The organism is Paenibacillus sp. JT22N12 (assembly GCF_056269365.1).
In genome coordinates, this window is record NZ_JBWDNU010000001.1 from 732,003 (window position 1) to 754,068 (window position 22,066).

The 22,066-nt window shown below is 52.9% G+C and carries 15 protein-coding genes; 1 reads left to right on the plus strand and 14 read right to left on the minus strand.

Going from position 1 to position 22,066, the window contains the following annotated elements; translation table 11 throughout:
• Nucleotides 1–537: 537 nt before the first annotated feature.
• From AC0YOA_RS03050 to AC0YOA_RS03080, 7 genes are all read right to left on the minus strand, one after another.
• Nucleotides 538–1,635: an NlpC/P60 family protein gene (locus AC0YOA_RS03050; protein WP_475785346.1), complete on the minus strand. Its 1,098-nt coding sequence runs from the start codon at nt 1,633–1,635 to the stop codon at nt 538–540.
• 426 nt (nt 1,636–2,061) lie between these two features.
• Complete coding sequence (locus AC0YOA_RS03055) at nt 2,062–2,844, minus strand: sugar phosphate isomerase/epimerase family protein (protein ID WP_475785347.1); 783 nt, start codon at nt 2,842–2,844, stop codon at nt 2,062–2,064.
• Nucleotides 2,845–3,021: 177 nt separating this feature from the next.
• Nucleotides 3,022–3,573: an NAD(P)H-dependent oxidoreductase gene (locus AC0YOA_RS03060; protein WP_475785348.1), complete on the minus strand. Its 552-nt coding sequence runs from the start codon at nt 3,571–3,573 to the stop codon at nt 3,022–3,024.
• Between the two features lie 109 nt (nt 3,574–3,682).
• On the minus strand, nt 3,683–4,111 hold the full coding sequence (locus AC0YOA_RS03065) for a MarR family winged helix-turn-helix transcriptional regulator (protein ID WP_475785349.1): 429 nt from the start codon (nt 4,109–4,111) through the stop codon (nt 3,683–3,685).
• 288 nt (nt 4,112–4,399) lie between these two features.
• Nucleotides 4,400–5,386, minus strand: a complete 987-nt coding sequence (locus tag AC0YOA_RS03070) for an aldo/keto reductase (protein WP_475785350.1) — start codon at nt 5,384–5,386, stop codon at nt 4,400–4,402.
• A 75-nt stretch (nt 5,387–5,461) separates the two neighbouring features.
• A complete protein-coding gene (locus AC0YOA_RS03075) occupies nt 5,462–6,301 on the minus strand; it encodes a phytanoyl-CoA dioxygenase family protein (RefSeq protein ID WP_475785351.1) in 840 nt (279 codons plus the stop codon).
• A gap of 203 nt (nt 6,302–6,504) precedes the next feature.
• Complete coding sequence (locus tag AC0YOA_RS03080) at nt 6,505–6,783, minus strand: hypothetical protein (protein ID WP_210043961.1); 279 nt, start codon at nt 6,781–6,783, stop codon at nt 6,505–6,507.
• Nucleotides 6,784–7,072: 289 nt separating this feature from the next.
• Here AC0YOA_RS03080 and AC0YOA_RS03085 point away from each other — a divergent pair, with 289 nt between their 5' ends.
• Nucleotides 7,073–7,684, plus strand: coding sequence for a hypothetical protein (locus AC0YOA_RS03085; protein ID WP_475785352.1), 612 nt, complete (start codon nt 7,073–7,075; stop codon nt 7,682–7,684).
• A gap of 82 nt (nt 7,685–7,766) precedes the next feature.
• Here AC0YOA_RS03085 and AC0YOA_RS03090 read toward each other — a convergent pair whose 3' ends face one another.
• From AC0YOA_RS03090 to AC0YOA_RS03120, 7 genes are all read right to left on the minus strand, one after another.
• A complete protein-coding gene (locus AC0YOA_RS03090) occupies nt 7,767–13,361 on the minus strand; it encodes a X2-like carbohydrate binding domain-containing protein (RefSeq protein ID WP_475785791.1) in 5,595 nt (1,864 codons plus the stop codon).
• A 12-nt stretch (nt 13,362–13,373) separates the two neighbouring features.
• Nucleotides 13,374–13,952, minus strand: coding sequence for a hypothetical protein (locus tag AC0YOA_RS03095; protein WP_475785353.1), 579 nt, complete (start codon nt 13,950–13,952; stop codon nt 13,374–13,376).
• Nucleotides 13,953–14,457: 505 nt separating this feature from the next.
• A complete protein-coding gene (locus tag AC0YOA_RS03100) occupies nt 14,458–14,877 on the minus strand; it encodes a PaaI family thioesterase (protein ID WP_475785354.1) in 420 nt (139 codons plus the stop codon).
• A gap of 55 nt (nt 14,878–14,932) precedes the next feature.
• On the minus strand, nt 14,933–16,615 hold the full coding sequence (locus AC0YOA_RS03105; RefSeq protein ID WP_475785355.1) for an AMP-binding protein: 1,683 nt from the start codon (nt 16,613–16,615) through the stop codon (nt 14,933–14,935).
• 30 nt (nt 16,616–16,645) lie between these two features.
• Complete coding sequence (locus AC0YOA_RS03110; protein WP_475785356.1) at nt 16,646–18,427, minus strand: acyl-CoA dehydrogenase family protein; 1,782 nt, start codon at nt 18,425–18,427, stop codon at nt 16,646–16,648.
• A 25-nt stretch (nt 18,428–18,452) separates the two neighbouring features.
• Nucleotides 18,453–19,637, minus strand: coding sequence for an acetyl-CoA C-acyltransferase (locus tag AC0YOA_RS03115; protein ID WP_475785357.1), 1,185 nt, complete (start codon nt 19,635–19,637; stop codon nt 18,453–18,455).
• Nucleotides 19,638–19,666: 29 nt separating this feature from the next.
• Nucleotides 19,667–22,063 carry a 3-hydroxyacyl-CoA dehydrogenase/enoyl-CoA hydratase family protein gene (locus AC0YOA_RS03120; RefSeq protein WP_475785358.1) on the minus strand — a complete coding sequence of 799 codons (2,397 nt, stop codon included), beginning with the start codon at nt 22,061–22,063 and terminating at the stop codon, nt 19,667–19,669.
• Between the last annotated feature and the right edge of the window lie 3 nt (nt 22,064–22,066).

Genomic DNA, 22,066 nt, shown 5'->3' on the forward strand with positions numbered 1-22,066 from the left:
AATACCCTATTGTCAACGCTTTCTTTTCTATAAAACCATATAATCCACCACTTTAGAGAAGGATCATGACGCCTTTGATCTGCCTGCCTGTTTTTCAACTGCAAAAGAACCATCCGCAGTGAACAGCATTTTTGCGGATGGCTCTTTTTGCAGTTATTTCCTGTATTTCAAGCATCGTCAATCCTTGAACGGTAAGCCCAACATTAAAAAGCGGAGCAAAAAAATCCCGCCAGTTACGAGATCGGCAGGATTTTTCATATGCAGCGAATATAAACCTTCGTTACAAGGCCACATCAACCTTTAGCCTGGCTGTGGCCGCTCCCCAAGTCATTACGTTCTCTGCCGATGACATCAATCCGCCGATTACACCACAGTTGACGTATACGGCCTTTGTTGCTTCCAACTTGCTGGGCACGATCAGAGTTGGACCTGAGAACTTTGATGGTATTTTGCCAGCGGGGTTTAGTTATATCAGAATGCTTTGCATCATTTTTGACACGGATGGGATTGTCGTTATCATGATCAGAAATTTTTCCCTTAATTCGTTCTTATTAACGTACTCTTTTTGGCTTTTTCACGTTGGGTTTGATTGATATGCGGTTTTGACGGAGGTTTGGGATACATCAGATTTTTTTTATCCGAGTCATGTGACGTTTCTTTGGGGTCCATTGTTCGGCTAGGATTAATAGATCTGCCTGTAACGGGATTTACAAACAAAGCATGACCTAATTCATGCGCCAGCATCTGCGCCCGTTCTCTGGAATTCGAAGCAAGCAGGATTGTTGCAACTCTTGGACCTGCTTTTTTGCCAAAAAAATAAATTGCTCCGGTTGTTGTTCTCTTCGCCTCAACATCCTTAAATGATTTGGCATTCATATAAATGACTACCACATCATTTCGAGTGCTGCCTTTTGGGCTATACCTTATTAAATTTTGTACTTTTTTGGGCTGCTTATTCAAGAGAACGCCACCTGAAAATTCACCGTTTTTAAATTTATAGGATTCATCTGTATGTCTGGTTATGGATTTTAAACGGAAGGTGATTCTGCTTGATTCCCATATCTTACTCGCCCGGTTTAAATCCTTTTTGATTATTGAATCCTTGATTGGATTGCCGGTGCTTGTCACGACGTGTACATTTACTATTAAAGGGATGTTTTTGGTAGATGAAGCTTTATTCTTCACCATTTTCAGCTTCACCATCTCACTTGTTGATAAGTTTAATATTCTTCTTATATGCATAAATTTATTTTTCCAGAATCCGTTAAGGTAGCCTCTCTCTCTGCAGCCTCCTCTTGATTGAAGGCCGATAAAATAACCGGGTTTTGTAACAATTCCGACATGGGATACAGCTTTTCTGTACGTATTTTTAAAAAAAATGATATCGCCGGTACGTGCTTCGTTTTTCGGAATTTTTTTACCTTGCTTTATCTGGAGCGAAGTTTTGTCACCAATATCGATTCCAGTGGTCTTACTAAACACATAATTGCAAAAGCCTGAGCAATCGCCATAACCGATATTAATTTCCTTTTCTCCAAAGATATAAATCAGTTTACCTTTATAAGATCGTGCGAAATTGATTACTTTCCTTCGAACTTTTTTGTTATTCTTATCTCCATTCTTATATTCAGGCATATGAGACCTCCGAGGCTTGTTCACAGAACAAAAATATAATAGCCGTTTAATCATTTCACAGTTTATTATGGGTGGAGCCGAACTGCTGAAAATCACTTATAATCCTGCTCCATAGGTTCTTTTATTAAGCTATATGCCCTACTTCCAAGTATATGGAAATACTAAATTAAGTGTCTGGACCAATGTACCCTGTCAATTCGTACAACTTTGGGGGACAGCCTATAATTTATTGGCTATGATACGCTGAAAATCTATTTGCCCATCACTGAGACGATGCAAAAGAACGCATCAGGAAAGAAGAATGTTCATTTCTCAGGTCTTCTAAAAGGCGCTTTTTTGCAAGGAATGTGACCTTTTCGTGATCTTTATACAAAAACGGGACCCAAAAAGGTCCCGTTTCCTTGATTAATCAGGTTTCTTTCCTTTTCAGAACATCATGGATCTCATATAGCCTATCGTAAATTTCACGCCCTTGTCGCCAAGCTCGCCGTGCCACACCTTGGAATGCGGCTCGATGCTAAGGCCGCCCTCATAGCCGCTTGCATACAAAACAGCCATGAACGTGCCCCAGTCCGTCTGATCCAGCCCGGCAGGAGGATCGTCAAAGCGCATGCCGTCAATGATGACGGAGCCTTTGATATGAACATGGCGGAACCGGCTGCCCCATTTGCCCGCCTCCACCAGATAATCGCGGCCCGCGTAGCGGGAATGCGACGGATCGAATTTGATGCCGAGCTCAGGCAGATGGCCGTGGATGATCGTCCATGCCATATCATTATCGACAAAATTATTCCATTTGCAGTTGTATGAGGATATGACGACGCCTTTTGGCGTCCCGTATTCAATCAGTTTCCGGAAATAGTCGATGGCAAGCGTCACGTTCTCGTAATAGGACAATTCTTCCACATAGTTGACGCCGCATACGAAATTCCGGCAGCCAAGCTCTGCCGCCGCATCGATCAGCGCATAGGATGCCTGAAGCTCCTCTTCCACAATGCCTTCTTTGGCAATCCTGTCGGTACCCCATCGCCCGACAGAGCCCACCTGCACCCCCGTCTGCCCGCTTGCCTCTTTTAATACAGGTACGCTGGCGATGAATGCGTCCAGGTCAGACCCGATATTGATGCAGAATTCCAGAAATTCAAGGCCGGTTTCCTTCGCCTGATGAAAGCTGGCTGCCTCAGGAGAGGCAATGATGCCCAATTTCATGGTTAATCCTCCCATATTTGGATGATCGGCGGAGCATGTCCGCCGTTATCATCCACTTTACCTCTGACGGACCCGCAAAGATATGCTGAATATAGCCATATTTTTATCCCTTGTTAACTTTTTCTCTCCAGCTGCGAAGAATTTCACCCTCATCCGCAGCAACGTAATGCCGCTGGATTACTTCTCGTTTGCATCAATCGGACGCTCAATGTATTCAGCATACTCCAAAGCGAACTGTTCCAGCTGGCTATCGCTGACGCCCCTTATGCCGCTGACAATGTGAGGAGTCCTGTAGAGCATACCCACCAGATTGGCCGTTGCCTGAAAAGGCCGCAGCAGCTCACTATAGGAATAATGGTGGAACCCTCCCGCCTGATAAGAGGCACTCCCCCCTCCCGAGGAAATGGCAATAACAAGCTCCTTCCCATGCAGCTTATCCCCGCCTGTTCCGTAAGCCCATCCTCGCTGCAGCACAGCATCCATCCATTTCTTCAGCAAGGAAGGCGAGCTGTACCAGTAGAAGGGAAACTGGAGCACGATTCGCTCATGAGTCTCCAGAAGCTCCTGTTCCTGTTCAACATCAATAATCTCATCCGGGTATGCCTCATACAACCGGTGCACAGTGACATTTCCCCTTTTCTCCAGTTCTTCCGCCAGTCGTTTGTTAATTCTGGACTGGCCCAGATTGGGATGAGCAATGATTGCGAGAACTTTTCCTATGGTCGTCATTTTTAAAAAAACTCCTTTAATTAAGTTTATTTTGTTATTTACAAAAAACTGGAATCATACTCTGGTTTCTTCATATGATGTATGTACATACATCATATAAATAAAAAAATTAATGTTCTTCCAGCTGCACACTCATGGCCTCAATTTCTTTGGTCATTTGCCTGGAGTTCTCCAGACCGATTAAAGCCTCATAACGCATATGCATGTTTTTCGATGCCTGGCGGATTGTACCCTCGAGCTCTTTGGCTTTTACCGTTGGATACAGAAATACATTCTTCCCCTGCACATTCCGTTCTACCAGCTGCTTGCTCTCTAATTTGTCTATGAAGCGGGTAAGCGTGGAAGATGTGATGGACAGCTTCTCTGACAATTCCTTATGAGAGATGCCGGGTGTGCCAATTACAAGGCGGATGAGATACCCGTACATCGGCGTCAGGCCCGTCATCGCGAATTCGTCCTCCGCCAGTTTTGTTATGGCGCGGCTAAGGCGGTTAGCCGTGAAAAACAAGCAATCGTGAAGGAAACTATCGTCTGCCATGTTTCGGTGCCCTCCTGTCGCTCTAAATATCATTGTATGTACAACGAATATAAATGAATCCCTTCATCTTGTCAATAGGATCTGCCGACCCTCCGGTTTGGCATGAAAAAGGAAGAAACCTGCCTCGCCGACATTGACGGCTGAGCAGATTTCTTCCTGAATTTCAGCAAAATCCACCTGTTAGGATGCATCTAACATGATATGTTTTCTTATCTGACGCGAGGTATACCCTTTCTGGACCGGCAACCGTCTTGCTCTCCTGGGCTGCAAGCGGGTCATGATTTCTTGTCAGGACTTCCCGCTTGCCTGCAATTCCTCGCTCCGGTCAGTCGCCGGAGGCGGGGCAATGGACAAAGCGGAGATCTCCGCCCGGCGTTCGGGAGTCATGACGATATCGGCGGCGCCAAGCAGCGGACTCAACTGCTCCATATTGCGGGCGCCGATGATCGGAGCGGTAATGCCGGGATGCGCCATGACCCAGGCAATAGCCAAAGCTGCGGCATGCTCTCCGTGCTCCGCAGCGTACTTGTTGAAATCGGCGGCTGTATCAAAATAAGTCTGCCCTTCATATCTTTTTTGTGTGCCGACCTGCTCGATGAACCTTCCCTGCACCGGCTTTTGGCCGCTGTTATATTTTCCTGTCAGCAGTCCCGCGGCCAGCGGGCTATAGCTGATAACGCCCAGCTGCTCGGACTGCGCCAGAGGCAGAATTTCCACCTCGGCCTGACGCTTCACCAGATTGTACATCGGCTGGATGCATTCAAAATGGGCCAGTTCCTTCTGGGCCGAGATGCCAAGCGCCTTGGCTATTTGCCAGGCGGCCCAGTTGCTCACAGCCGGATAGAGGATTTTGCCCTGCCTCTGCAAATCGTCCAAAGCGCGCAGCGTCTCTTCCATAGCTGTACGCGAATCAAAATGATGCACGAAGTATATATCGAGCCAGTCGGTCCCCAGCCGCTTGAGGCTTCCTTCTATCGACAGCATCATATGACGCCGCGACATCCCCCCGGCGTTCACATCCTTTCCCGTCGGGAAATAGAATTTCGAGGTAAGGACAAGATCGTTCCGGCTCCCAGCTATGCATTTGCCCAATATCTCCTCCGAGCGGCCACCGGCGTAAGCATCCGCGCAGTCGAAGAAATTGATTCCCGCCTCCCGGCAGCTCTTGAACATATCCATCGACGTTGCTTCATCCGCAATGCTGCCGAAGGACATCGTTTCAAAACAAAGGCTCGACACCTGAATGCCTGTTCTGCCTAAAGTGCGGTAATCCATGAGTTCATCTTCCAGAAATTATATTTGTTTGTTCCGCGAGGTTTGCACAGACCATTCGAACAGTACCGCCGTTCCCTATTTCTCAAAATTCGGATCATTCTCGCTCAGCCAGACGCGAAGCGGGGCATCCTCATCTGTTGGCGTAAAATAGCCGTTGCAGTTCACTCCATCCCCGAGTATCTGACGGCGAATAGGATCGCTTTGGGCAAGGAGACTTGCGACCGTCATATTGTCTTTCGTGCGAATCCATCTGTAAGCGTAGCCATAGAAAAGCACCTTGCGGGTAATCTCCGACCAGTTCGGACTTGCCGAATGCCACAGACGCCGGTCAAAGAACACCGCCGTTCCCGGCTTCACCCGCACCGGTATTGCACCTTCGGGCTGTCCGTCGCCATTCTGCGGGAGAGGCATCTCGTCCTTCAGATGACTGTTCGGGATGATCCAGAAGTTCCCCCGATCCGGCTCCGACATATCCGACAGGAAGTAAGCGACCTTGAGCGAGAGCCGCGGACGCGGGTGAGTCTCGATATCCTTGTTCACCCTGCCGCTGTCCTGGTGCCAGCCGAAGGTTTTATTGTTTTTCGGTAGACCGGTCGGCGGGGTGACGATCAGGTGGCAGTGGTACAAATAAATATTCCAGCCCAGCAATCCCCACACCTTGGGCAAAATTTTCTCATAATCAACGAGATCCAGAAATAATGGATGATCAGGAATAAAATCAGGATGGAACATGGCCTTGTTCGGTTCCAGCCCCTTCTCCAGACTATCTGCGTGAATGCGGTCAACTTGTTCGGTCAAAGCTGCGATTTGATCTTCCGAGAGAGCGTTTTCAATTATCAGGTAACCGGTTTCATTAAATGTCTGGCGTTCTTCTTCCGTCAGCGAATACTGGAGTGAGCTTGAATCCATTGGCATTTTAAACAACCTCCTAATAAATTTGTAATCCATCCATACTCTGCCTATTATTTCACAGAACGATGTGTATTGCCATGAATAATATTCTTTTCCTTCGGATTCGTAAGAGGCAAACCATCATAAACTCATGCTAAAAAACCACCGTACTCATGCAATGAGCGGTGGCTGCTGTTCGTGTATAAACATCCAGTATTGATCAATATTTATAGATTCTTGCTATCATCAGGAGCAGAACCGCCGGCATCAGGCTTCTTCCTCGGGACGACCCTGGCAGGCCGTTCCACCCAGTTCTCGCGGTTCATCCGCATGACGCGGTTTCCCCGTGTATCCGGAACTTCGCTGGCCCCTTCGGCTGCGCCCGTCTGGATGCCCGAAACGGCATTTGCCTCCGTGGAGGCTGCCGGGGCTATGCTGCCGCTCCTGTCTGACTTCCCGCCTCCGCCATTATGTTTGCCTTTATTCCATACTCGTCCTTTACTCATAGAGACACTCCATTCAACACGGATTAATTCCTTCATCCTAACATACCGGTCATGCCGGAGGAAAGACATTGGACAGGGAAAGATTCCAATACAGCAAAGTATTCCTGGAAATATCAGTATTCCTTTGCTGTTTACAGCAAAGTATTCCTGGAAACTTATCAGTATCCCTTTGCTGCTTACAGCAAAGTATTCCTGGAATCCAATCAGGTCTCCTTTACTGTCTACAGCAAAGTATTCCTGGTAACAAATAGGATCCCTCTGCCGTCTATAGGCTTAAGGGGTGATGATATTGTTCAAGAAACGGGTGGTTATTGTCCTGGGCTTGGTTATCATGCTAAGCGCTGCTATTACTGCAAGACCGGAAGCCGTCTTTGCCTGCTCCTGCGCCTTTTCACCCGCTGATCAGCAGGTAGAGGATGAGCTGGAACGCAAATCAGCAATTTTTTCAGGCAAAGTGACGAAGGTTACTCCGCCAAAGCAAAAACGAATGATGTCTTCAGCAGATCTGGTCGAGATCGTGTTCGAGGTAACCAAAGCGTGGAAGGGCAAGGTTGGCAGCCGCACAGCCGTCTATACGGCAATGAGCTCGGCGAGCTGCGGATATGAGGGTTTTCAGGTCGGCAGCGAGTACCTCATTTCCGGCTACGAGAAATCGGGGCATCTGGAAACCACAATATGCGACATGACTCTCCCCTTATCATCGGCAACCAAGCAACTGGCGGTTCTGGGAACCGGATATCCACCGTCCCCTGTAAGCGCGCCAGAATCCGCAATACTTGGGCAAGAGGGCGATCAAAAGGAGATACCTGCTAACCTCTCCTCCACCTTGATAATCCTGACAGCGGCTGTGATATTGATTGGCGGCACAATACTAATATTATTGAGAAAGAGACGCCGCTAGATCACTTTCAGATGTTCACGCGAAGATGCAAAAAGGCACCAATCCCTTCGGATCGGTGCTTTTTGTCTTCGTCAATGCCATTTTAAATAAAGGATAATTTATCCAGCATTCTGTACAGCATCAAAGCTGTCTCCGCTCTGGTGGATAAGGCATCCGGCTTGAAGGCCCCATCCTCATCTCCTTGAATAATACCAAGACCTGTGGCTTCATTGACAGCTTCCTGTGCCCAGGCGGAGATTTTGCCGGAATCGTTGTAGGTTCCCGGCTGTGCCGGATTGACCGCCGGAGTTCCGGCGTAATCAACGGCGCGCATCAGAATAGCCGCCAGTTCTTCCCGCGTGATCGGGGCATCCGGTTTGAACGATCCGTCCGCGTAGCCCTGTATAAGCCCTGCCTGATATGCGGCAAGCACGCTGGAGTCGTACCACTGGCCCGAAACATCCGGGAATACGGAGTCACCCTGCTGATTTTCAAGGCCTAATGCTCTGACCAGCAGCGTGGAAACCTCCGCACGGGTGATGGCTCCCCTGGGATCGAAGCCCCCTGCATCCCGGCCTTGGACGATCATCTTGGATGCCAGGAGATTCACAGCCTGCTCTGCCCAATGCTGATCCATATCCGGGAAGCTGACCGGATGCTGGATCAGAGCAAACGTCCCCGTTCCCTTGCTCTTGATCGTGACGGTTGTTTGTCCGTTAGCGGCCTCAAAGGTCGCTGGCGCAAAGCGGTATTCTCCCTGTTCATCGAACCAAACCGCCGATGCCGAATCGGGGATATCCGTTTTGTCCACAGTGATTGTTCTTTCCACATAGCTATCAAAGGCAGTCACAGGAATTGACTTGCCTTCTCCATCAGCAAGGAATAATTGGAAACGAACGGGCTGCGACAGTTTATCCTTCTGGAATCCGCTGTTCAATCCGGCTTCGTCCGAAGAGTCCAGCTGCTGGGCAACGACCTCCAAATGCCACTGCGATCCTTCCAGACCGGCTGCGGCAAGCCGCTTCTGCAAATCAAGCTCGCCAAGCGGAAGCTTGAATGCGGCGGCTGGAAGCTGGAATTCCACGATGCTGTCCGGATTTGCCGTTCGGATCGCGTTCAGAAGCTCTGCGGTCAGCTGGAATCTTCCCCCGCCCTCTCCTGCCGTCAGGGTCACGATGCCTTCCTTGACCCGTTCCATGTTGACTTTGACGGTTTGTTTATTACCCTGCGGATCAATCAGATCCAGCGTGTAATCGGATGCAGAATCATCCGTGCCCGGGTCCGGCAAAACAGAACCGTTCCCTCCGGAGCCCGGATTACCGGACTGGATTACGACAATACTGGCCTCGGCAGCAAGTCCGCCATAGGTGGCGGTCACAACGGTTTTGCCGCCGGCCGTTCCTGTCAGCTTGCCGCCCGTCTCTGCGCGCGCAACCGACGGATCCGCTATTTGATACTGCGCATATTCAGAAATATTGAACTCGGTCCCATCATCGTAGACAGCCGCCACCTGCGCATTCAGCGATTCACCGTTAATGATGGTATACTCCGGCTTCGAGAAGCTCAAGCCTGACAGCTGCGGGGTTTCCGGAGTGTCTCCTGCCGTTACATGAATCGCCGCCTGAGCAGCGAATCCATTGTACACGGCGGAAATGACCGTTTCCCCTTGCGAAACGCCGCTTATGCTGCCGTCTGCGCTCACTTGTGCAACCGCTGGATCAGCCATCGTATACACGATGCCGTCCGCAATCACAACCTGACTGCCGCCCTCATAGGTCGCCGTAACAACAGTCGGCTTCGTTTGTCCGACCTGCAGCGAATAATCATTCTCGGTGAACGCGATCCCCAGCTGTGCGGAATCGGAGCGGGGAACGGTCAGCTCAAAGGTCCTGCTTGCTGCCGCTGCTCCTTTCTTGATCAACGCCTCCAGAGTGACAACAGCATCCTCTTCCGTTCTGGACGGCCGGGTAATATTCCCCGTCCGCGGGTTGATAATATCCGGCCGGGTTGAAGTCCAGGTGATCCCGGAGCCGGCGGCTCCCAGAGCAGGAAGCGTGACCGGCCGGGTGACGCGATCGGCCTGATCACCTTCTGCCAGCCCAACCGCAAGCTCCGTCTTATCCTGCTCCACTGCCGCAAAATCCTCATCTTCGACCGAGGTTACGCTGAACCTCAAGCCGTCCACCAGCATGTAGGCTCCTGATTTCTTCACGCCCTTGATCGTATGCGGACCCTTGGTTAATCCGGAAATACTGAACAATGCTTGCTGGGTCTGTCGGCTGTCGCTGTGCGCGCTCACCGTTTGCTTGAATTCATTGTCCACATATATATCGATGTCCCCGAGTAAAGAGTCTTTGGCCGAGATAAAATCAATCCCCGTACCGGTGAAGGGATATTCAAAATAGTCGCCATTCGCTTCGGCGGCATGCACATCATTCTGGTAATCTCCGCGCAGGGAGAAGCTCAGATAAGTGGTACCCACCGGCTGTGAAGCCAGGTATTCTTTCTTGATCGTGACCTGATTGCCGGATGCCGTGTAGTCCTCTCCCGGTACCAGCGCTTCATTGCCATTGGATATGCCAAGCAGGCCGCTTCCGTCGATGGCAAGCGCCACCGTCACATCGGCTTGTGCCGGTCCCGACTTGTCGAAGCTTGCCGTATCCGGACTAATCAGGTCTGAGACATGTACCCGCAGCTGATCCAGCAGCATATAGTAGCCGTTTTTCTTCACGGCCTTGATGGTGTGGGGACCATCGGCAAGGCCCGCAATGCTGAACACGGGCTGCTGAACCTGCCTGCTCGGGCTGTAGGCGCTGACGGTTTGCTGCAGCTGGCCATCTACATAAATATCCATATCGCCCTGTGAAGAATCCTTCTCGGTAATGATTTCAATACCGGTTCCCTTGAAGGCATATTCGAAGGAATCGCCGGTAACCTCGGTGTACTGCACATCATCCTTGTAATCGCCGAGACCTCTGTTGCGGCCAAGCTGCCACGCGCCGTCGTAGAATATGTCCGGATCATCATTGTTAACCGGAATATAACGGCCGCGCGCCGTATCTCTAACCGTTACCGCCAGGGTCTGAGGCTGGCCCGCACTGAAGGAGAAGGTCAAATTCGCCATTCCGATCGGCTGGGCGGCCAGATATTCCTTCTTGATCGTAACCACGCTGCCGGAGACCGTGTAATCAGTGCCATCTATCAACGGTGTTCCCGCATTGTCTATTCCGCTAAAGCTGTTCGCTCCCAGTGTCAGCGTCGTCGTGATATCGGACTGTGTCGGCTGCTTCTGATCGAAGCTCGCGGCTGCCGGGCTGATCGTGCTGTTCTGGGCTGTCGTATCGCTGATGGAGATGGACAGCGTTTGCGATGCGCCTCTGCTGAAGGAGAAGATCAGCTTGGCTGCTCCCGCCGGTCTTGCTGCAAGATATTCCTTCTTGATCGTGACCAGATTGCCCTCTGTCGTGTAGTCGGTTCCCGCTACCAGCGGAGTACCGCCGCTCGTAATGCCAGCCAGCGTATTGCCAGCCAGTGTCAGCGTTGTCGTGACATCAGCCTGTTCCGCCGTGTTCTTGTCAAAGCTCGCTTCAGCCGGGTTGATCATGCTGTTCTGAGCTTCAGAATCCGCTACTTCGATGGCAAGAACCTGCTCGGCTCCGCCACTGAAGGAGAAGATAAGATTGACGGTTCCGACCGGCCTGGCAGCCAGATACTCTTTCTTGATCATGACCTGATTGTCCGTCACAGCATAGTCAGTGCCAGCTGCTAATGGAGCTCCGTTACCGGAGATCCCGCTTAATGTTCTGCCCGCCGCGATGGCAGCCGTAACATCAGCCTGTTCCGAAGCGGCCTTGTCAAAATTAGCGGATTGCGGGGCAATCAGATCAGGCAGTGTGACCTTCAGCTGATCCACAAGCATAAAGACACCCGATTTCTTCACCGCCTTGAGCGTATGCGGCCCGTCGGAGAGCCCCGCAATATGATAGACGCTTTGATTGGCCAACCGGCCCGCGTTTGAAGTGCTGACGGTTTGCTTGAAGTCCCCGTCCACGTAGATATCGATATCGCTCTGGGATGGATCCAATTCCGAATATAATTCGATTCCGGTTCCCGTAAACGGATATTCCATATATTCACCGTTGTTTTCCAGGAAATGCACATCGTCCTTGTAATCCCCGAGTCCCCTGTTGTAGCTGCGGTTCCAGGCTCCTTCATAACGGATTCCCGCATCGTCATCGTTGACGGATATGGAGCCGCCTGCGGAAGAATCTTTTATAACGAGGGTTACGTTCTTGTCAGCTCCCTTGTCGAAGCTGAAGGCCAGGCTGGTCGTTCCTTCCGGCAAGCTTGCCAGGAATGCTTTCTTGAAGGTGACCACGCTGCCGGCAGCCGTATAGTCGGTGCCCTCCTCCAGCGCAGATTCGTTCATGGCGATACTGTCCAGTTGATTTCCCCTGAGCTCCATCGTCGTTGACACATCAGCCTGAGCCGATTGTTTCTTGTCAAAGCTGATTGTCGGCGGATTGACGGCGCTGTTCCGGGTCGTCGTATCCTTGATTGTGACAGCAAGCGTTCTTGCTGCTCCGCCGCTGAAGGCGAAGGTCAGATTGGTTGTTCCAAGCGGCTGCGCTGCCAGATACTCCTTCTTGATCGCAACCTCATCATCCGCAATCGTATAGTCGGTGCCGGCCGTTAATACCGCAGCGCCATTCGTAATACGGATCAATTCATTTCCGTTCAAGGCGACCGTTGCCGTTACATCGGCTTGCTCCGATTCCTTCTTGTCGAAGTCAGCCGCAGACGGATTAATAGTGCTGTTCGGAGCAGCGGGGTCGCCTACCTCAACCGCCAGATTCTGCGAGGCTGCCGCCAGTTCGCTCCCGCCGTTGCGCTGCCAGGAGCCTGTATACGAAAGTCCGGTATCATCGTCATTGACCAGTGATGTACCGCCTCCGGCAGTCACTTTAAACAAACGTGAGCCGTGTGATGGCAAATCGACGGAGCTGTAGCCGGTATCAAACGATCCCAGCTCGGTATGGCTCCATAAATCGCGTACGGAGGCCGGTCCTGTAAGGCCGATGTCGTTCCAGTTCACAGTTACCGTTGCACTGGAGCTTCCGAGATTATACAGCCCCACCGTGTAGGTTCCATCACCGTTATTGGCATACCATACCTGCTGGTCGGCAGCCGTCGAAACAGGATGCGCCGGATTGCCGGCCTGATTAACCGCGATGACCTCCTCATTGGTCAGCAGCTCGATGCCGTAGCTGTCCAGATTCGTCATGTCATTGCCGATATAAAGCGGCGCTGAAGACATCGCCCATAATGACATGGCTGTCCTCCGCTCATCCGGGGTGATGCCGTCCATCGCTCCATTCCCGACATTCAGGGAGTCAAAGTCATTCCACCCTCCCGCTCCTGCATGCCGCCACCACTGCTCCGCCTTCGGGAACAGACGGGCAATGCTAGGCCAAGCGGTCAATCCGCCGGTTCCGCAGTAGCATTCAATATCCCAGTCCACGCGCCATCCGTTCGCGTATTTTTTCCAGGTATCCGCATATTTGATATCGAGCGCCCATGACAGCTCAAGCCAAATATGATGCGGAGCCAGCGCCTCTGACCACGCCTTGACGTCATCGCGGGCATCAAGGGAAAGATCGGAGATGCCCGATCCCGGCGTAACGCTGTCGAATTTCAGGAAATCAACGCCTCAGGAGCCGAGCAAATCGGCAATGGAAGTGATATAGCTCTGCGCACAGGGCTGCGAGAAATCGATTTTATAGCCCAGGCCCCAATAATCCGCCTTTTCGAGCGGCATTTTCACAATGTCCTGCATATGGCAGGCAGTGCCGTAAATCGGCAGATTATCGTCCAGCGCTTGGGGAGACAAGCCCGGAATCATATAAAGACCGAATTTTTGACCGTTATTATGAACATGATCAATTACATCCTGAAGCCCGTCCGGATATAAGGTCGTACTGGGAACAGGCCGGCCATACCCGTCCATGCCCCCATTCCAGCCTGCATCGACATTTATGTAGTTGTAGCCATAGGCTTGAAGCTTCTCGTGCATGGCATCGGATTGCGCTTTGATATTGGCAGCGGTAATCCATGAGCCCGTCGTATAGACCTGCATGCTGTAGCTGCTCCAGCCCATATAAGGCTTCGCGCCAAGTCCGTTGTCAGCGGCCTCGACGGGGCGGGGCTGCGGCGTCAAGACGCCAATCTGGACAATAACAATGATCAGGGCGAGTAGCACCAAACGGGTTCTTTTCTTCCAATTCTGCATTATTCTACTCCTTTAGCTTGTGGAATTGGTGGCGCTCTCCATGTATTGGATGCTCTGATGCTCTACGTTTCAAAGCAGCTTCTTTTTCGCCGCACCTCGGACCCCCCTCTCCTGTCACGCGGCATCAAGCCATCCATTTGACAGCGCTTTCTTCAGGTCCAATCATAATGGGTTTCTCTTCCATGAGGTAGGTACAATTACGTCATTTAGGTACAACTTTCCCCATTTCACAGGGTTCAATCTCTCGCGCAGCGACCAATTTTCCTGATTGTGCCAGACTGGACGAGAAAGAAACAAGCTCCCGCCGCTCATCGCGGCAAAGTTAGCTGCTGCACCCTCTAAAAGTCCGGTGAAAAAGACAGGCTGCTCGAACACGTCCTTTCGATGGTTTCAGAAAGTTCAACCGCCGCTGCGGCCATGTTCTGGTTGAATGCCCTGACAAAAAAACTCCACCGGCTTAAAGTCAGCCAGTGGAGTTTAGAATGCGGCAGCCCGCATCGCCTTTTTATTGGGATTTTCTCTCGATGACGCGGAAGGATGCCGTCGCCATGGAACAAAGCACATCCGCCGCGCTTCGGATGGTACCCTGCGCTGTGATCATTTTACCCGACATATGCACGATTTCCGCCTCAGCCGTCACAATTCCCGGCCGGGCCGGCGAGGTGAAATGAATATTCAGATTTGAAGTGACCATATCCTCCTCCGGTCTTGCGGCCATAGCCACAAGTCCCATCGCCGAATCGAGCAGCGCGGTATGCACACCGCCATGAAGGATGCCGATTAAATTCAAATGATGCTCCTTGACATCCAGGGTGACAATCACCTTGTTCTCGTCCATATATGCCAGCTCGCAGCCCAGATAGCCCCAGAAGGTATGCCGGGCCTGCTCCGACAACTTTTCCAACCGATCATTCATCATGCTCATCGAATTCCTCCCCGGCCACGCTTACTCCATATGCAGCGCTCTATCACCCGGATTGTCAGTCTCTCTTTTCCTGCCGCTCCTCATCTTCCTCGATCAATTTGCGGCGCAGCACCTTGCCAGCCAATGTTTTGGGCAGACTTGCGGGGAATTCAACCAGATGAGGAACCTTATAGGCCGCAAGCCGCTGCCTGCACCATTCCTTCAAGTCCTTTTCATCCAACCGGGCCCCCGGCTTCAACACAACGAAAGCCTTGACCGTTTCTCCCCGGTAGTTGTCCGGGATGCCCAGTACCGCCGCTTCTTCAATATCAGGATGCTCGAACAGGACCTCTTCGATCTCCCGGGGGTATATATTATAGCCGCTGGCGATAATGATGTCTTTGATGCGGTCCATCATATAGAAGAACCCGTCTTCATCCATACGCGCCATATCTCCGGTGTGAAGCCAACCGCCCTTGAGTACTTTCGCAGTCTCGTCCGGCGCATTCCAATAGCCCTTCATCACCTGCGGACCGCTGACTGCAAGCTCGCCGATTTCACCGGCAGGGAGCTCATCCCCAGTTTTGGGATCAATGATTTTGGCCAGCGTGTCGGGAAACGGAATACCGACCGAGCCTGTCTTGCGCTTCTCCCACACATTGTTGGCATGCGTCACCGGGGAAGCTTCCGTCAGCCCGTAGCCTTCAATGAGACGCCCGCCGGACATCTCCTCAAAGCGCTGCTGGACCTCATGCGGCAGGGAGGCCGCGCCGCTGATGCACATATTGATCGAGGACAGATCGTAATTATGAATCCGGCTGTGATTAATAAGCGCAATATACATGGTAGGCGCTCCCGGAAATACGGTTGGCTTCATCCTGGAAATCAGCGGCAGAAGCTGGTTCACATCGAAACGCGGTACGAGAATCAAACTGCCTCCAAGCAGGACGGACTGGTTGAGCAGAACCGTCAGGCCAAATACATGAAAGAATGGAAGCGCTGCCAGGTAGCGTTCTTTGCCGGGCTTGCTCCGGTAAGCCCACAGACTGGTTTGGATCGTGTTGACGATCACATTGTAATGCGTAAGCATGACGCCCTTCGCCAGCCCCGTCGTCCCGCCCGTATACTGGAGCAGGGCCAAATCATTCTCGGCATCCACATCGGTATGCACGGGCGATCGGGAGGAATCATGCATCAGCTTGACGAAGGAATGGACCCCGTCTTCATAGGCGACATCGAGATTCATTCCGTCCTTCTTCGCCTTGAGCGGGTACAGCAGATTCTTCGGGAACGGCAGATAATCCTTGATCGATGTGATGATAACATGCCGAAGCCCCGTTTGCGGTAAAATATCCTTCACCTTCCGGTGCAGCAGATCCAGCGTCAGAATGACGGAAGCGCCGGAATCCCGCAGCTGATGCTGAAGCTCCCGCGGCATATAGAGGGGATTGGTCATCACCACGACGGCTCCGGCCAGCAGAACGCCATAATAGGCAATAACCAGCTGGGGACAATTGGGCAGCATAATGGCCACCCTGTCCCCCCGTGCGACACCCAGCTTGCGGACGACATGAGCGAACCGGTACGCCCCCTCGAGCAGATCGGCATATTTCATGTCCTTCCCCATAAAATGCAGCGCCGTATGATTCGGATAATTGGCCGTTGACTGAATGAGAAAGTCGGCCAGATTTTTTTTGGGATACGGATAGGTTGACGGTACTTCCTTCGGATAATGAGACAACCACGGTCTATGTGCCATGCCCCTTCACCTCATTGGTATGGAATCGGGTTAATGCACGTAGCTTTCTGACTGAATGACCAGGGCTGCGATCTGACGTTTCTCCTGAATGGTGTTCAGGGATGTGCGGCGCGTCAGCTTCTTGAGAACCGAGAGCTGGGTGCGGAGCATATCTCCCACCTCAATGGCGGACAAGGTTTCCTTGGCATAACCTTCAATCGCCTGGAAAGCCTCGTGAATAAAGATCCGGGTCATCCGGATTGCCGCGGCCGACTTCTCTTCGCCTCTCCTGGCGATTCTCTGCTGCGTCCGAAGAAGCGCGCTTTCCATGGCATAAAGCTGAATCATGATATCCGCCAGATGGCTGAGCACCTCCTGCTCCTCCTCGAGCTTCATCTGAAACTTCTGAACGGCCGCTCCGCCTGTCATCAGAAAAATTTTCTTCGCCATGGAGAGCAGATGGACTTCCTCCCCAAGGAGACTATCGAACATTTGTCCCGGCACCAGCTGCAGCAGCTCCGCTTGAAGCGCCTGCGCCTTCTGGAGCAGTGGAAGCTCGCCCTTCATCGCCCGCTTGATCAGCGTCCCCGGAATCAGCAGACGATTTATTTCATTCGTGCCCTCAAAAATGCGGTTAATGCGGGAATCGCGGTAGATGCGCTCGATGGCATATTCCTGAATGAAGCCGTAGCCGCCATGAATTTGTACGCCTTCATCCGCGATTTGATCCAATGTTTCGGAACCGAACACCTTGTTGATCGAATACTCCAGCGCATACTCGGCAATGGCTTTGGCGGACTGGACACCGGCTTCCGGGCTGTCGTGATCGATTTCACTGAGTCCGGCATCCATCAAGCCTGCGGTCCGGTAAACCATGCTTTCCAGCACATAGGTTCGGATATTCATCTCGGCCAGCTTCTTGCCGATCAGCGGGAAAGAGGAAATCGGTTTGCCGAACTGCGTGCGCTGATTGGCATATTGGGCGCTGATCTCAATCGCCTGCTTGCATGCGCCGAGGCATCCGGCTGCCAGCTTGAAGCGTCCGATATTCAGAATATTGAAGGCGATCAAATGGCCTTTGCCAACCTCCCACAGCAGGTTTTGGACCGGCACATGCACATCCTCCAGAATAAGCGGACGCGTTGACGAGCCCTTGATGCCCATCTTCTTCTCTTCGGGACCGAAGCTGACACCCTCCATGGTGCGCTCCACGATAAAGGTGCTGAAATCCTTGCCGCTTACCTTCGCATAGACGATGAAAATATCCGCAAAGCCGGCGTTTGTAATGAACTGCTTCGTGCCGTTCAGCACGTAATGAGTGCCGTCCCCGGACAAGCGCGCCGTTGTTTTGGCGCCAAGCGCATCCGATCCCGAGGAGGGCTCAGTCAGGCAGTAAGCGGCGATCTGCGTGCCCGCCGCCAGATCCGGCAAATATTTCTTCTTCTGCTCTGCCGTACCGAAGTAGACGATCGGCAATGTTCCGATTCCCACATGGGCGCCGATCGTGAGCGCGAACGATGACGCCTTGGACAAACGCTCGCTGATCAGCGTGGAGCTGACCTTATCCAGGCCCAGCCCCTCATAGGCTTCCGGCACATCCGCGCCCAGCAGGCCGAGCTCGCCGGCTTTTCGCATCAGCTTTACGGTCAGCTCGTAATCCAGCTTTTCGATTTGACCGTCGACCGGAATGATCTCCCCCTCCACAAAATCGGACGTCGTCTGCGCGATCATGCGCTGTTCCTCCGTCAGCTCATCCGGGGTAACGATCAGGTTGTAATCCAGATCGTCAATGACGAAGCTGCCGCCTATCACTTTCTTGCCTGTTTGTTCCATCTCTTTTCACATCTCCCTTCTATGGTTATTCGGGATACACTTCAAATACGCCCGCCGCGCCCATTCCCCCGCCAATGCACATGGAGACCACGCCAAATCCGCCTCCGCGGCGGCGCAGCTCATAAATAAGGCTTGCTGCAAGCTTCGTGCCCGTGCATCCCAGCGGATGGCCAAGCGCGATGGCTCCCCCGTTCACATTGACCAGCTTCTCGTCAAGCTCAAGCTCTCTGATTATATGCAGGCACTGCGATGCGAAGGCTTCATTGATTTCAAATAAACCGATATCCGATGTGCGGAGTCCTGCCCGCCGGAGTGCTTTCGGAATAGCCTTCACCGGTCCAACTCCCATGATTTCAGGGTCCACGCCGGCCAGAGCAAAGGACTTGAAGGCTGCCAGCGGCTTCAGACCAAGCTCTTCGGCCTTCTCCCTGCTCATCACCAATACGGCTGCCGCTCCGTCGCTCATCTGGGAGGCGTTGCCTGCCGTAACCGTGCCGCCCTCCTTGAAGGCAGGCTTCAGCCTTGCCAATCCCTCAGGCGTGGTATCTGCACGGACACCCTCATCCTTCTCCAGAATAAGCGGTCTCACCCATGATTTCCCGTCCTCGCCGAAGCCTCTCATCGATGTGGCTACCGGAATAATCTCTTCCCGGAAAATGTCCAACCCCAGAGCCGCCGCCGCTTTCCGGTGGCTTTCCGCCGCAAAACGATCCTGATCCGCTCTGGAAATACCGAACCGCTCGGCAACATTTTCCGCCGTGTGGCCCATTGCGATGTATACCTCCGGCATCTCGTCCACGATAGCCGGATGGGGAGATGGCTTGAAGCCCGTCATGGGCACATGGCTCATGCTTTCCACCCCCCCGGCGATGACAATATCGGCGCCGCCCGTCATGATCCGTTCTGCTGCGAATGCGATGGACTGCAGGCCGGAGGAGCAGAACCGGTTAATGGTCAGAGCCGGTACGGTTGAAGGAAATCCGGCGTACAGCGACATGATGCGGGCAAAATTCAAGCCCTGCTCCCCTTCGGGCATCGCACAGCCGATCATAATATCCTCGACGTCCTCCTTATTCACGCCTGGAGCGCGGTCGATGACGGCCTGAAGCACAATTTTCCCCAGGTCTTCCGCTCTCGTATGAATGAAGCTTCCTTTCTTCGCCTTCCCTACCGGGGTTCGTACAGCGGATACGATAACAGCCTCTCTCATTTGTGAACTCACCTTCCTTCTTAAGTGGATTAATTGCGGAGGGCCTTGCCCTTCGCAAGCATATGCTGCATCCGGTGCTGCGTCTTCGGTTCCCCGCACAGGCTGAGGAAGGCTTCACGCTCCAGGTCCAGCAGATACTGCTCGGTTACCATTGTTCCGGCGGGAACGCTGCCGCCGCTGATGACATGGGCCAGCTTCCCCGCAATGAGCAGATCGTGGTCGCTGATAGTTCCGCTCTGCTTCATGGCAATCGCACCCAGCTTCAGCACGGCTTTCCCGTCTTCGCCGATGACTCTGATCTTCTCCGGCCGGGTTGCCCGATAGCCGGACTGCGCCAGCCGCAGCGCAGACTGCTTCGCTTCATGAATCAGATAATCCTGATTGGCGACAATCCGGTCGCTTGGGCGCAAATACCGCAGCCTCTTCGCGTCATGGGCACTGGTAGAGACCTTCGCCATCCCGATGTTCATATACATCTCATTGATGTAAGGCTGAAGATCGATCTCCGGCTGCGGATGAGCCTGGCTGATACGCAGAGCCATTTCCTTGCAGCCGCCTCCGGCCGGTATGAGTCCGACTCCGACCTCGACCAGTCCGTAATACGTTTCCGCATTCGCGCATACTTCGTCCGCCGGCAGACAGACCTCGACGCCTCCCCCGAGTGTCATGCGATGCGGCGCGGCAACAACCGGCTTCTCAAAATGCTTGAGCTTCATCATCGTGTCCTGGAACAGCCGGATGATATGATCGACCTCATCCCATTCCTCATCCTGCGCTTCCATCAGAAGCAGCATAATATTGGCTCCGACGCAGAAGTTGCGCCCTTCGTTGGCAATAATCAGCGCATCATAATTGCGGCGGACCTCTTCCACGGTTTGCTGGATCATCATCAGGATGTCAGCGCCAATCGCATTGTTCGGCGAATGGAATTCCAGACAAGCCACTCCGCTGCCCACATCGATCAGACTGGCTCCGCTGTTCCCCAGGATCACCCTGTTCTGCTGCTTGAGGCGGGCAAGCGAAATGATTTCCGGAGGCTGCTCTTCCTGGCGGTACCGTCCTTCATGAACATAGAAAGATGCTCCCGCTTCCCGCCGATAGAAGGAGCTGTTGCCCGCCGCAATCCAATCCTTCACCCAGGCGGGAACAGCCGTCCCTTCGGCTTCCATACGGGCAGCGGATGGAATGAGGCCGATCTCATCCCACAATTCGAATGGCCCCCGCTCCCAGCTGAAGCCCCATTTCATCGCCTTGTCGACATCGGCAATCGAGCCTGCAATTTCATTGGCCCTATCGGCGGCATACACAAGCGTCTGCTTCAGAATCTCCCATGCCAAGCCGGAGTAGCGGTCCTTCCCGCCAAGCAGCGCCTTCGTCTTGCTGCCGGCTCCTTTGGCAGCTCTTGCCGCTTCCAGAGAAGCGGAGGTTATCCTCCTGCTCTTGGCATACGTCATCGTGCCCAGATCGAGCGACAGGATCTCACTGCCCTGTTCCCCCTTGATTTTCTTGTAAAAGCCCCCTCCCGCTTTCTCGCCGATCCAGCCGCGCTCCACCATAACCTTCAATACCTGCGGCAGCGCAAAAGCTGTCTTCTCCGCTTGGCTGTCCGTTCTCTCCGCCACGTTATTGGCCACATGCACGAAGGTATCCAGCCCGACCAGGTCAAGCGTCCGGAAAGTGGCGCTCTTGGGCCGTCCCATCGCCGGACCGGTCACGGCATCCACTTCATCGACGGAAAAGCCTTTCTCCTCCATAATCTGCATCGCCGCAAGCAGACCATAGGTTCCAATCCGGTTGGCGATAAAATTAGGCGTATCCTTCGCAATGACGACCCCTTTGCCAAGCGTTCTTTCCCCGCATTCCACAATCCTGCTCACAATATCGGGATCGGTGCTTTCACCCGGAATAACCTCCAGCAGCTTCATGTACCGGGGAGGATTAAAGAAATGAGTGCCGAGAAAATGGCTCTTGAACGCCTCGGAACGGCCTTCCGCCATCGCATGAATGGAGATGCCCGATGTGTTGGAGCTGACGATGATTCCCGGCTTCCACCGGCTTTCAATCTCCCGCAGCAGCTCCTGCTTGATGGCCAGATTCTCCACAACGACCTCAATGACCCAGTCCACTTCCCCGATCCGGTCCAGATGATCGTCGATGTTCCCGGGTGTTATCAGGCTCGCCAAGGAATCATCATACAGCGGGGACGGTTTGATCCCCGCGAGCTTCGCCAGCGCGCCTGCCGCCAGCCGGCTGCGGACCTGCGGCTGCGCAAGCGTCAAGCCGCGGGCCTCCTCCTCCGGCGTCAATAGGGTCGGAACGATATCAAGCAGCAGGACGGATAGGCCGGCATTGGCCAGATGTGCCGCTATGCTTGCGCCCATAACGCCGGAGCCGATAACGGCGGCTTTGGTGATGTTGGCTGTCATATG